This is a genomic window from Kitasatospora indigofera (assembly GCF_014655955.1).
In the GTDB taxonomy this organism is placed as follows: Bacteria; Actinomycetota; Actinomycetes; order Streptomycetales; family Streptomycetaceae; genus Kitasatospora; species Kitasatospora indigofera.
Map to the genome: position 1 here is coordinate 1 of NZ_BNBO01000101.1, position 12,506 is coordinate 12,506.

Sequence of the window (12,506 nt, forward strand, 5' to 3'; positions counted from 1 at the left end):
GGTGACCAGGAAGCCGACCGTCCAGAGCATCGGGGTCTCGAAGCTCAGCGAGCCCTTCCACATGGTGCCGACCCAGTTGAAGAACTTCACACCGGTCGGGACCGCGATCAGGAAGGTCATGAAGGAGAAGAACGGCAGCAGCACCTGCCCGGTGACGTACATGTGGTGGGCCCACACCGTCACGGACAGACCGGCGATCGCGATGGTGGCCGCGATCAGGCCGGAGTAGCCGAACATCGGCTTGCGGCTGAAGACCGGGATGATCTCCGACACGATGCCGAAGAACGGCAGCGCGATGATGTACACCTCGGGGTGGCCGAAGAACCAGAACAGGTGCTGCCAGAGCAGCGCCCCGCCGTTCGCCGGGTCGAAGACGTGAGCCCCGAACTTTCGATCCGCCTCCAGCGCGAAGAGCGCGGCGGCGAGGACCGGGAAGGCCAGCAGGACGAGCACCGCGGTCAGCAGGACGTTCCAGACGAAGATCGACATCCGGAACATCGTCATGCCGGGCGCGCGCATGCAGATGATCGTGGTGATGAAGTTGACCGCGCCGAGGATGGTGCCGAAGCCGGAGAAGGCCAGACCCATGATCCACATGTCGGCGCCGATGCCCGGCGAGCGGACGGCGTCGGACAGCGGCGAGTACGCGAACCAGCCGAAGTCGGCCGCGCCCTGCGGGGTGACGAAGCCGGCCACCGCGATCGTCGAGCCGAACAGGTACAGCCAGTAGGCGAACATGTTCAGCCGCGGGAACGCGACGTCGGGCGCGCCGATCTGCAGCGGCATGATCCAGTTCGCGAAGCCCGCGAAGAGCGGCGTCGCGAACATCAGCAGCATGATCGTGCCGTGCATGGTGAACGCCTGGTTGAACTGCTCGTTCGACAGGATCTGCGTCCCGGGACGAGCCAGCTCGGCGCGCATGACCAGCGCGAGGATGCCACCGATCAGGAAGAAGGCGAACGACGTCCCCAGGTAGAGGGTGCCGATCGTCTTGTGGTCGGTGGTGGTCAGCCACTTGATGATGGTGGAACCCGGCTTGCGGGTGCGCTGGCCCCCGCCGACCGTGACGGCCCCGGCGCCCCCGCCGGCCGCGGCGGGCTCGTTGAGGATGGTCACTATTCTTCACTTCCCATGGTCGTGATGCCGGAGGGCACCGCGCCGGTCTGGCCCTTGGCCCGCAGGTCCGCCAGGTGCGCGTCGTAGTCCGCGCGGGACACGACCTTCACGTTGAAGAGCATCCGCGAGTGGTCCACGCCGCAGAGCTCGGCGCACTTGCCCTTGTACTCGCCGATCTGGGTCGGCGTGACCTCGAACTTGTTCACCACGCCCGGCACGACGTCCATCTTCATCAGGAAGTTGACGGGCCAGAAGTCGTGGATGACGTCCCGCGAGGTGAGGACGAACTTGACCGACTCGTTGACCGGCAGGTACAGCGTCGGCGGCTCGGCGGGCGTGCCCACCTCGTACGCCGCCGTGGTGCTGGTCGGGTCGGGCTTCTCGGTGTTCTCGTAGTTGAACGCCCAGCTCCACTGGAAGCCCACCACGTTGACCGTGTGCGCGGGCTTCTCGGAGGTGGAGATCAACCGCGACTCGTCGCGGGCGACGAAGTAGAAGAGCACCGACACGATGACGATGGGGACCGCGGTGTAGAGCGCCTCGATGGGCACGTTGTACCGGGTCTGCGGAGGGATCTGGATACCGGTGCGGCTGCGCCGGTGGAAGATCACGCTCCAGATGATCAGACCCCACATCAGTGCGCCCACTGCCAGCGCCGCGATCCACGAGCCCTGCCACATGTGGAGGACCAGGGGCCCTTCCACCGTGACGGGCTTCGGGAGGCCAAGCCTGGGGAGGTCATTGGCCGAGCAGCCGGTAGCGGTCGCGATGACGAGGCCCAGTGCCAGCGCCTGAGGCAGCTTCCGCCGCATCGTGCGCCGCGGCGAGCGGTCGGAGCCGTTGGGACTCACGTAGCGCCTTCCCGAAGTCTCGCCCGCCTTCGCGTCGCTCCGAGGAGGGTGGAGACCCTCCCCGGCGACCCGTCCACGGGCACGGTTTGAATGCTTATGCGGGCCAAACCCTACTCCAGGCTTATGCGCTGCTGACGGGCAGGTCCCGGTAACGCGCCGCCCGGTCGCCCGATCAGGCCCGGCCGGGGCGGATTCCCAGGTCACAGCAGACTTTCGAGGGTCGTACGCCCGATCGGGGGACACACCCCCGGGAGGTGGGTGACGACCCGTCGGGTGCGGACGAACCGGACAAACCGGGTGATCGACTGACGGGCGGTGAGACGGCCGGGCGACCCCGGGTCTGTAGTTGAATGATCCCGTGTACTTCGACGTCGCCTCCACCGCCCCGCTTCACCCGGTCGCCAGGCAGGCGTTGACCGCCGCGCTGGACGAGGGCTGGGCCGACCCCGCCCGGCTCTACCGCTCGGGCCGGCAGGCCCGGATGCTGCTGGACGCGGCGCGCGGGACGGTCGCCGAGGTGCTGGGCGTCCGGGCCGACGAGGTGGCGTTCACCGCCAGCGGCACCCAGGCCCTGCAGCTGGGGATGCTCGGGGCCCTGGCCGGCAACCGCCGCCGCGGCGCCCACCTGGTGCACTCCGCCGTGGAGCACTCCGCGGTGCTGCACACCGCCGAGCAGTGGGAGCGGACACCCGCGGGGAGCGGGACGGGCGAGGTCACCGTCGTCCCGGTGGACCGGCTCGGCCGGGCCGCCCCGGCGGACTTCGCCGCCGCCCTGCGGCCCGGCACCGCGCTGGCCGTGCTGCAGTCGGCCAACCACGAGGTGGGGACCGTCCAGCCGGTCGGCGAGGTCGCCGCGGTCTGCGGCGACGTACCGCTGCTGGTGGACGCCGCGCAGAGCGCCGGGCGGGCGGCCGTCCCGGCCGGCTGGTCCCTGCTGACCGCCAGCGCCCACAAGTGGGGCGGCCCGGCCGGCGTCGGGGTGCTCGTCGTCCGCAAGGGCGTCAGGTACTCCTCCCCGCTGCCCGCCGACGAACGCGAGGCTGGCCGGGTGCCCGGCTACGTGAACGTGCCCGCGATCGTGGCGGCGGCGGCCTCGCTGCGGGCCGTGCGGGCCGAGGCCGAACGGGAGAACGCGCGGCTGCACGGGTTGGTCGACCGGATCAGGACGCAGGTCCCGCTGCTGGTGCCCGAGGTGGAGGTGGTCGGCGACCCGGTCGGGCGGCTGCCGCACCTGGTCACCTTCTCCTGCCTGTACGTGGACGGCGAGGTGCTGCTGGCCGGGCTGGACCGGGCGGGCTTCGCGGTCTCCTCCGGCTCCTCCTGCACCTCCTCCACCCTGACCCCGAGCCACGTGCTGGCCGCGATGGGGGTGCTGACCGAGGGCAACGTCCGGGTCTCGCTGCCCTTCGACGCCACCGAGGCGGAGGTCGAGCGGTTCCTCGCGGTGCTGCCGGGGATCGTCGCGGAGGTCCGGGCGCCGCTCGGACTGGACCTGCCCGCCCCGGCCGGGGCCGCCCCCGTGACGGTACGGGGCGGGGAGCCCGGCACCGGGGACACCGGCGGGCCGGACGCCGGGGAGCCGGCGGGGGGCGGGGCGGCGGGGGGCGGGGCGGCGGCGGGCGGGGCTCCGGACGGCGAAGCGGCGGGGGTGGCCGCGGCGGGCGGCGGGGCGCTGGTCCTCGACGCGCTGGGCAAGCGGTGCCCGCTGCCGGTGATCGAGCTGGCCCGGCGGATCGGCGAGGTGCCGGCCGGCGGGACGATCGCGGTGCTGGCCGACGACGAGGCCGCCCGGCTGGACATCCCGGCCTGGTGCGGGATGCGCGGGCAGGAGTACCTCGGCGAGGCCCCGGCCGCCGGCTACGGCGGCGACCGGGGGGTGGCCTACCTGGTCCGCCGCACCGCCTGAGCCCGCCGGGGAACACGGCGGACCGGGCGGGACGGTCAGGACGGGCGGGGCAGGCGGGACTACTTGACCAGGTGCGCCCGGATGTCGGCCGCCGCCTCCGCGCCGTACGCGTTCTCGAAGCGCTGCAGGAACGCGGAGGGGCGCAGCTCGTACTCCTGGGTGCCGACGGTCTCGATCACCAGGGTGGCGAGCATGCAGCCGAGCTGGGCCGAGCGCTCCAGGTCGAGCTGCCAGGACAGGCCCGCCAGGAAGCCGGCCCGGAACGCGTCGCCGACACCGGTCGGGTCGGTCTTGCGCTCCTCGGGGGCGCAGCCGACCGTGATGGGCGCCTCGCCCTTGCGGTCGATCCGCACGCCCTTGCTGCCCAAGGTGGTGACCCGGGTGCCGACCCGGGTGAGGATCTCGTCGGCGTCCCAGCCGGTCTTGCTCTCGATGAGCGCGGCCTCGTACTCGTTGGTGAAGAGGTACGCGGCGCCGTCGACGATCTCGCGGATGTCGTCGCCCTCCAGGCGGGCCAGCTGCTGGGAGGGGTCGGCGGCGAAGGCGTAGCCCCGGGTGCGGCACTCCTGGGTGTGGCGGACCATCGCCTGCGGGTCGTCGGCACCGATCAGGACGAGGTCCAGGGCGCCGACCCGGTCGGCGATCGGCTTGAGCTCGATGTAGCGGGCCTCCGCCATCGCCCCGGTGTAGAAGGAGGCGATCTGGTTGTGGTCCTCGTCCGTGGTGCACATGAAGCGGGCGGTGTGCCGGGTCTCCGAGATGTGCACGGACTCGGTGTCCACGTTGTGGCGCTGCAGCCAGCTGCGGTACTCGGCGAAGTCGGCCCCGGTGGCGCCGACCAGGATCGGGCGCAGGCCCAGGACACCCATGCCGAACGAGATGTTCGCGGCGACCCCGCCCCGGCGGATGTCGAGGGTGTCGATCAGGAAGGACAGCGACACCGTGTGCAGCTGCTCGGCGACCAGCTGGTCGGCGAACCGGCCGGGAAAGGTCATCAGGTGGTCGGTGGCGATCGAGCCGGCGACGGCGATACGCACGGGGTCTCCTCAGAGTGGCGGCAGGGCCAGGGGCAGCGGACGAACCTCCCCACGGTACCCGCCCGGGGCACCCGGGCCGTAGACGTCGGTGCCCTGGCACGAACGGGTACTACCTCCGGGTAGCTCTGGTCCCCGCCCGGCGGGCGTCCTAGGGTCGCAGCAGAGGGGCCCGTCAGCGGCCCCCGTCCACGTCCGTGGCACCGTCGCCACGGCACGGTGATCGGAGCGATGACCCGATGAATTCCAGTCAGCACCCGTTGCGCGTCTCCCCCGCCCTGCGGGGTGACACCGACCTGGACACCCTGGACGCGCTGGTGAGTTCGTCCCGTCGGCTGGGCCGCTTCTGGCCGCCGTCCGCCGTCGGCGAGGAGCCGGTGGTGGCGGCCGGACCGGGCTTCGCGGTGTCGTCCGGGGCGCAGCGGCTGGTCGCCGGAATGGCCGAGTACGGGATGTAGGGACCCCCCGTGCACCGGGTGCCGCCGCCGCTGGGCGGCGCCCGGTGGAACCGGACTCCTCCGGGGCACGTCAAACCGGCGCGGTGCCGCCGGGGAGGCGGCGCCGCCCAGCCCTCGGGAGGAAGTCCAGTGAACGATCTGCAGACGAAGGCCCGGCCGGGGCGGAACCCCGGCACCGCACGCCGCGCCGGACGACGGGCGGCGGCCCTGGCCGGCGTCGCCCTGGCGTTCGCGGCGGTGGCCGGCTGCGGCGGTGGCGGCCCGGCCGCCTCCGACACCGCGGCGACGGCCTCGCCCTCCGTCACGGCGCCCTCGGACCCTTCGGCCGCCGGAACCGGGCCGGGGATCGCGCCCGGGGAGCCCGCGCCGACCGCTTCGGCGCCGGATCCGCGGCCGACCGGCCCGTCCGCGAGCCCCTCCGCCGCACCGACCCCGGGCACCGGCGCGACGCCCGGCATCGGCCCGGACGGTCCGGCGCCGGCCACCCCGGGGATCGCCCCCGGCGAGCCCGCGCCCGTCCCCGGCGCCCGGCAGACCATCGGCTACCAGCTGAGCGGGAACCGGCTGACCGTGCTGTTCTACGGCGGCATCTGCGAGAAGTACGGGCTGAAGGCGGACGAGTCCCAGCCCGGCCGGGTGAACGTCCGGATCGTGGTGGCCGCCCCGATGCCCGCGGGCACGGCCTGCGCGGCGGTGGCCAAGCGCCAGGCGGTGACGGCGGACCTCAAGGGCCCGCTGATGGGCCGCGCCGTGGTGGACGCCTCCACCGGCGCCGAGGTGCCGCTGGAGGCCGAGATCGCGGGCGGGCCGCCGGTGCCGGCCGACAAGTAGCCGGCGGCCGGCCGACGGACAGCGGCCGGCACCCGGCGGACACCGCTGCCGGAACGGCGGCGGGCATGACGAAGGCGGCCCCGGGAGGGATCCCGGGGCCGCCTTCGTGCTGCTGCTAGCTGAACGAGTCGCCGCAGGCGCAGGAGCCGGTGGCGTTCGGGTTGTCGATCGTGAAGCCCTGCTTCTCGATCGTGTCCACGAAGTCCACGGTGGCGCCGCCGAGGTACGGGGCGCTCATGCGGTCGGTGACGACCTTGACGCCGTTGAAGTCCTTGAGGACGTCGCCGTCGAGCGAGCGCTCGTCGAAGAAGAGCTGGTAACGAAGGCCGGAGCAGCCACCGGGCTGGACGGCGACGCGAAGCGCCAGGTCCTCGCGGCCTTCCTGCTCCAGCAGGCCCTTGACCTTGGCCGCGGCGGCATCGGTAAGGAGCAGACCACTCTCGACGGTGGTCTCGTCCTGGACGGTCATCTGCTTACTCCCGGTCGTTGACGACGATCTGCCGCCAGTACCAACCAGCGGCCACCCGGATTCATTTCCCCGGGCGGTGGTTCTTTCGGGGGACGGGATTCGCGGCCCGTTCCCGCACATTCCCCATGCTCGCACACCCCGCGGGTATGGTCATCGCCCGATCCGCGGGAACCACCCACCCGGGGCGCCCCCGGTTGCCAGGATGGGTGCCATGATCCTGCGCCAGGTACGGGACAGTGCCGCCGACGCCGAGGCCGTGCGGCGGATCGCCCGCTCGGCCTTCCAGGACCTGGCCGACCGCACGGGCGGCGGCGGGCGGACGGAGGCCCCCGAGGAGGAGGCCCGCACCGTCCAGCAGCTCGCCCGGACCAGGCATCTGGCCCGGACCGACCCGCAGGGGTGCTGGATCGCCGAGCACGACGGCGAGGCGGTGGGCGCGGCCCTGTCGATGCGCCGCGAAGGGGTGTGGATCCTCGCCCTGTTCGTGGTGCTGCCGGCCGCCCAGGGGCAGGGCGTGGGGCGGCTGCTGCTGGAGCAGGCGGCGGCGCACGGGCGGGGCTGCCTGCGCGGGCTGCTCTGCGCCTCGCCCTCCCCCGCCGCGGCCCGGCGCTACCGGCGGGCGGGGTTCACCCTGCACCCGGCGATGACGCTGGCCGGCCGGGTGGACCGGGCCGGCCTGCTCGACCCGGGCGACATCCCGGTGCATCCGGGCGGCCCGGTGCACCGGCACCTGCTGGACTCGGTGGACCGCGGCGCCCGGGGCGCCGCGCACGGGCCGGACCACGACTTCATGCTCGCCCACTACGACGAGCTGCTGGTCGCGGACACCCTCGCGGGCAGCGGCTACTGCTACCGGGACGGCGGCTCGGTCAAGCTGCTGGCCGCGACGTCCAAGCGGATCGCCACCCGTCTGCTGCGCGAGGCGCTGGCCCGGGTGCCCGACGGCACCGAGGCCGAGGTGGAGTTCCTCACCGCCGAGCAGGAGTGGGCCGTGGACGTGGGGCTGGAGGTCGGCCTCTCGCTGGGGACGCGGGGCTACCTGGCGGTCCGGGGCATGCGCCCGCCGACTCCGTACATCCCCAGCGGCGGCTTCCTCTGACCTGGGCCGTGAGCCCGCGGGCCCGCGGGCCCCCGGATCCAGGGGCTCACGGGCTCACGGGCTCACGGGCTCAGGTACCGGCGCACCCGGCGCACCGGCTCACGCCATGGTGTCGAGGATCTCCTGGACCATCTCCATGGTGGTGCCCGGGTGCAGGAAGGCGAACCGGGCCACCGTCTCGCCGTCCCAGCCGGTGGGGGTGACGAAGCCGATCTGGTCCGCGAGCAGCTGCTGCGACCAGCGGTAGTAGTCGTCGTTGGTCCAGCCCTTGCGGCGGAAGCAGACGGCGGACAGCTGCGGGTCGTGCAGCAGCTCCAGGTGCTCCGTCCCGCGGATCACCCGGGCGCTCTCCCGGGCCAGCCGCAGGCCCTCCTCGATCGCGTCGGTGTACGCGTCGGTGCCGTGCACCGCGAGCGAGAACCAGAGCGGCAGGCCGCGGGCGCGCCGGGTGAGGTGGTAGGCGTAGTCGGTGGGGTTCCACTCGTCGCCCTCGGTGTGCAGGACGTCCAGGTAGGAGGCGTCCTGGGTGTGCACGGCGCGGGCGAGCTGCGGGTTGCGGTAGATCAGCGCGGCGCAGTCGAACGGGGCGAACAGCCACTTGTGCGGGTCGACCACGAAGGAGTCGGCGTGCTCGATGCCGTCGTAGCGCGCGCGGACGGAGGGCGCGAACAGCCCGGCCCCGCCGTAGGCGCCGTCGACGTGGAACCAAAGGCCGCGCTCGCGGGTGACCTCGGACAGGCCCTGGAGGTCGTCGACGATGCCCTCGTTGGTGGTGCCGGCGGTGCCGACCACCGCGATCACCGTCTCCGGGTCCGGGTCCGCGGCCAGCGCGGCGCGCAGCGCCTCGCCGGTGAAGCGGCGGTCCACGGTCGGGACGACGAACGCCTCGACGCCGATGATGTTGAAGGTGTTCTTGACCGAGGAGTGCACCTGGTCGGCCACGGCGATCCGCAGGGTGGCCTCCCGGCCCACGCCGAGCTTGCGGCGGGCGGTGTCGCGGGCGACGACCAGCGCGGAGAGGTTGCCGGCCGAGCCGCCGGAGACGAAGGTGCCGCCGGCCGACTCGGGCAGGCCGGCCCGGTCCGCGATCAGGCGCAGCACCTGGTTCTCGGCGGCGATCGCGCCGGCCGCCTCCAGCCAGGAGATGCCCTGCAGGGAGGCGCAGGAGACCACCATGTCGAAGAGCAGCGCGGCCTTGGTGGGGGCGCAGGGGATGAACGAGAGGTAGCGCGGGCTGTCGGCCGAGATCACCGCGCGGGAGAGCTCGTGGTCGTACAGCTTGAGCACGTCGGCGGGGTTGTTGCCGGTGGCGTTGAGGACGCCGGCCAGCCGGGCCCGCAGGTGGTCGCCGTCGCCGGGGTGGTCGAGCGGCACCGGGTCGTACTGCAGCCGCTCGCGCATGTAGTCGAATACCAGGTCGACCAGCTCGCTGTCGGGCCGGTGCATGCGGTGGGGGGCAGCGGACACGGGTGTCCCTCTCGGCTTCGGGGGGTCGGGGAGGCGGGCCGCGCGGGCTGGGGAGCCTGGGGCGGACCGGCATGATCAGCCTAGGCAGCGGGGCGGTCCGCACGCGCGTCGGAACCCGGCCGGTGGGGCAGCTTTCGGGCGTGTTCGGGCCGCCCCGCGCAGGATTCCTGCGTGGGGCCGGTGGGACGGACGGTGCGACGGGTGCCGGGCCGGGTGGGGCCGGCAGTGCGACGGACGGTGCGACGGGTGCCGGGCCGGGTGGATGGCGGGCCCACGGACGGCGGGCCCACGGACGGCGGCCGACCCGGGCGGGGCCGACGAGGACCGGGGCCGACGAGACCGGCCGGGCCCGGACGGGTCAGCCGATCAGGCGGGACAGGACCACCGAGCTGCGGCTGCGCTGGACGCCCGGCTCCTTGCGGATCCGCTCGATCACGGCCTCCAGGTGCCCGGTGTCGGAGGCCCGCAGGTGGACCAGCGCGTCGGGGTCGCCGGTGACCGTCCAGGCGGCCACCACCTCGGGGAACTGGCGCAGGCTGGCGAGGATCTCCTCGGGGGCGGTCCGCTCCCGGCAGTACACCTCGACGAAGGCCTCGGTCTGCCAGCCGAGCAGCGCCGGGTCCAGCACGACGGTGAAGCCGCGCACCACGCCGCGGGCCCGCAGCCGGTCGATCCGGCGGCGCACGGCCGTCGCGGAGAGGTTCACCAGCAGGCCGATCTCGGCGTACGAGGCCCGGCCGTCGCGGCCCAGCTGCGCGAGCACGAGCCGGTCGGTCTCGTCCAGGGAGGCTCCGCCCGGCTCTGGCGGTCGGCTCGTGCTCATCGGTGCGGGGCTCCCGGTCGTACGGCGTGCTGGGCGGTGATCCGCGGAAACGGTTCACCGCCCATTCTGGGGGATCGGGCCGGTCAGTCCACCAGGAGCACGATCTTGCCCCTGGTCCGGCCCTCCGCGCTCAGGGCCTGGGCGGAGGCGGCCTGCGCGAGCGGCAGGGTCGAGGCGACGGTGACGGTGAGCCGGCCCTCGTCGGCGAGGCGGGCGAGCGCGGTGAGGTCGGCACTGTCCGGGCGGCCCCAGACGTAGTGGCCGCCGCGGGCGGCCACTCCGTAGTCGGCGACCGAGGCGATCCGGGCGGGGTCGGCGACCAGACCGGCGGAGACGGCGACGGCGTCGCCGCCGACCAGGTCCAGGGCGGCGTCGACGCCCCCGGGGGCCAGCTCGCGGACCCGCTCGGCCAGGCCGTCCCCGTACGCCACCGGCTCGGCGCCGAGCTCCCGCAGGTAGGCGTGGTTGCGCGGGCCGGCGGTGCCGATCACCCGGGCGCCGAGCGCCCTGGCGATCTGGACGGCGAGGTGGCCGACGCCGCCGGCGGCCGCGTGCACCAGTACGGTCTCGCCGGCCTTGATCCGCAGGGCCTTGACCAGGCTCTGGTAGGCGGTGAGCCCGGCCAGCGGGAGCCCGCCGGCCTGCGCCCAGTCGAGCGCGGCGGGCTTGCGGGCGAGGGTGCGGACCGGAGCGGCGACCAGTTCGGCGTAGGTGCCGTGCTCGACGGAGTCCTTGCGGACGTAGCCGATCACCTCGTCGCCGGGCGCGAACTCGGTGACCGCCCCGCCGACGGACCGGACCACCCCGGCCACGTCCCAGCCCGGGATCAGCGGGAAGTGCACGTCGAAGGTGCCGTCGAGGCGCCCCTCGCGGACCTTCCAGTCGACCGGGTTCACCCCGGCCGCCCGGACCTGGACGAGCACCGAGTCCGGCCCGACCCTGGGGTCGGGGAGGTCGGTGAACTCGACGACCTCGGGGCCGCCGTACTGCCTGATCGCGATTGCCTTCATCCGGCCAGCCAACCCCAGGAGCCCCGTGAACACCCTCCGGCACACGCCGGGAAGACTCCGCTTGGTCGAGCGGTTCTGATCACATCGACAGGACGGCCATCGTCAATCTGACGCTAACCGGGTTATGATAGATAACGTCAGATAGACGAGAAGGCCGCTTCGACAAACCCGGCCGGCACAGGAGGGCACCCGCCCGTGACCACCACCACTGAGACCTACGGCGTCGACCCCACCCCGACGCCGCTCGCCCTGCTGTTGCTCGGCCGCGAGGCCGACCCCAACAGCGAGCGCGGCGTCGAGTGCCCCGGGGACCTGCCCGCCGCCTCCGACCCCGACCTCGTCGAGCGGGCCCGCGCGGCCAAGGCCGCCCTCGGCGACCGCGTCTTCATCCTGGGTCACCACTACCAGCGCGACGAGGTCATCGAGTTCGCGGACGTCACCGGCGACTCCTTCAAGCTCGCCCGGGACGCCGCCGCCCGCCCGGAGGCCGAGTACATCGTCTTCTGCGGCGTGCACTTCATGGCGGAGTCCGCGGACATCCTGACCGGCCCGGCGCAGCAGGTCATCCTCCCGGACCTCGCGGCCGGCTGCTCGATGGCCGACATGGCCACCGCCGAGCAGGTCGCCGAGTGCTGGGACGTGCTCACGGACGCCGGCATAGCCGACGTCACGGTGCCGGTCTCGTACATGAACTCCTCGGCCGACATCAAGGCCTTCACCGGCAAGCACGGTGGCACCATCTGCACCTCCTCCAACGCCGAGCGCGCGCTGGAGTGGGCCTTCGAGCAGGGCCAGAAGGTGCTCTTCCTGCCGGACCAGCACCTGGGCCGCAACACCGCCGTCCGCGAGATGGGCCTGTCGCTGGACGACTGCGTCCTCTACAACCCGCACAAGCCGAACGGCGGGCTGACCGAGCAGCAGCTGCGCGACGCCAAGATGATCCTGTGGCGCGGGCACTGCTCGGTGCACGGCCGGTTCTCGCTGGACTCGGTGAACGACGTCCGCGCCCGCATCCCCGGCGTGACCGTGCTGGTGCACCCCGAGTGCAAGCACGAGGTGGTCTCGGCCGCCGACATGGTGGGCTCGACCGAGTACATCATCAAGGCGCTGGACGCCGCCGAGCCCGGCTCCAAGTGGGCCATCGGCACCGAGCTGAACCTCGTCCGCCGGCTCGCCAAGGCGCACCCGGACAAGGAGGTCGTCTTCCTCGACCGGGCGGTCTGCTTCTGCTCGACCATGAACCGGATCGACCTGCCGCACCTGGTCTGGGCGCTGGAGTCGCTGGTCGAGGGCCGGGTGCCGAACGTGATCACCGTCGACCCCGAGACCGAGAAGTACGCCAAGGCCGCGCTCGACCGGATGCTCGCCCTGCCGTAGCCGGCGGCGGGCCCCGCGGTCGCGGGCATGTGTGAGGGCGGGCACCCCCGGGGGTGCCCGCCCTC

The 12,506-nt window shown here is 73.3% G+C and carries 12 protein-coding genes; 5 read left to right on the forward strand and 7 right to left on the reverse strand.

Annotated elements, in window-relative coordinates; all coding sequences use genetic code 11:
* A partial coding sequence (locus IE329_RS39080) for a cbb3-type cytochrome c oxidase subunit I (RefSeq protein ID WP_190215831.1) occupies positions 1-1,116 on the reverse strand: 1,116 nt, incomplete at its 3' end.
* Entirely contained in the window at positions 1,116-1,967 is an 852-nt protein-coding gene (gene ctaC / locus IE329_RS39085; protein WP_190215832.1) for an aa3-type cytochrome oxidase subunit II, read from the reverse strand. The genes IE329_RS39080 and ctaC, both read right to left, overlap by 1 nt.
* A gap of 358 nt (positions 1,968-2,325) precedes the next feature.
* Between ctaC and IE329_RS39090 the strand changes: the two genes are divergently transcribed.
* Positions 2,326-3,873 carry a cysteine desulfurase/sulfurtransferase TusA family protein gene (locus IE329_RS39090; RefSeq protein WP_190215833.1) on the forward strand — a complete coding sequence of 516 codons (1,548 nt, stop codon included), beginning with the start codon at positions 2,326-2,328 and terminating at the stop codon, positions 3,871-3,873.
* A gap of 59 nt (positions 3,874-3,932) precedes the next feature.
* Here IE329_RS39090 and IE329_RS39095 read toward each other — a convergent pair whose 3' ends face one another.
* Positions 3,933-4,910, reverse strand: coding sequence for a carbohydrate kinase family protein (locus IE329_RS39095; RefSeq protein WP_190215834.1), 978 nt, complete (start codon positions 4,908-4,910; stop codon positions 3,933-3,935).
* Positions 4,911-5,146: 236 nt separating this feature from the next.
* On the opposite strand from IE329_RS39095, the gene IE329_RS39100 reads away from it, so the two are divergent.
* Together IE329_RS39100 and IE329_RS39105 are read left to right on the forward strand one after the other, a co-directional pair.
* Complete coding sequence (locus tag IE329_RS39100) at positions 5,147-5,365, forward strand: hypothetical protein (RefSeq protein WP_190215835.1); 219 nt, start codon at positions 5,147-5,149, stop codon at positions 5,363-5,365.
* A gap of 129 nt (positions 5,366-5,494) precedes the next feature.
* Complete coding sequence (locus IE329_RS39105; RefSeq protein ID WP_190215836.1) at positions 5,495-6,196, forward strand: hypothetical protein; 702 nt, start codon at positions 5,495-5,497, stop codon at positions 6,194-6,196.
* Positions 6,197-6,311: 115 nt separating this feature from the next.
* Here the strand turns inward: IE329_RS39105 and erpA are convergent, their stop codons facing one another.
* Complete coding sequence (gene erpA, locus IE329_RS39110) at positions 6,312-6,665, reverse strand: iron-sulfur cluster insertion protein ErpA (RefSeq protein WP_073923267.1); 354 nt, start codon at positions 6,663-6,665, stop codon at positions 6,312-6,314.
* Between the two features lie 211 nt (positions 6,666-6,876).
* On the opposite strand from erpA, the gene IE329_RS39115 reads away from it, so the two are divergent.
* Entirely contained in the window at positions 6,877-7,764 is an 888-nt protein-coding gene (locus IE329_RS39115) for a GNAT family N-acetyltransferase (protein ID WP_190215837.1), read from the forward strand.
* Between the two features lie 99 nt (positions 7,765-7,863).
* On the opposite strand, the gene IE329_RS39120 is transcribed toward IE329_RS39115, so the two are convergent.
* From IE329_RS39120 to IE329_RS39130, 3 genes are all read right to left on the reverse strand, one after another.
* The gene (locus IE329_RS39120) at positions 7,864-9,231 is read right to left on the reverse strand and encodes a pyridoxal phosphate-dependent decarboxylase family protein (protein WP_229928138.1); all 1,368 of its coding nucleotides are present in this window, start codon (positions 9,229-9,231) and stop codon (positions 7,864-7,866) included.
* 358 nt (positions 9,232-9,589) lie between these two features.
* Entirely contained in the window at positions 9,590-10,054 is a 465-nt protein-coding gene (locus IE329_RS39125) for an Lrp/AsnC family transcriptional regulator (protein ID WP_073923264.1), read from the reverse strand.
* Positions 10,055-10,137: 83 nt separating this feature from the next.
* A complete protein-coding gene (locus IE329_RS39130; RefSeq protein WP_190215838.1) occupies positions 10,138-11,064 on the reverse strand; it encodes an NADP-dependent oxidoreductase in 927 nt (308 codons plus the stop codon).
* A gap of 195 nt (positions 11,065-11,259) precedes the next feature.
* Here IE329_RS39130 and nadA point away from each other — a divergent pair, with 195 nt between their 5' ends.
* A complete protein-coding gene (gene nadA, locus IE329_RS39135; RefSeq protein ID WP_073923262.1) occupies positions 11,260-12,441 on the forward strand; it encodes a quinolinate synthase NadA in 1,182 nt (393 codons plus the stop codon).
* Positions 12,442-12,506: the final 65 nt, after the last annotated feature.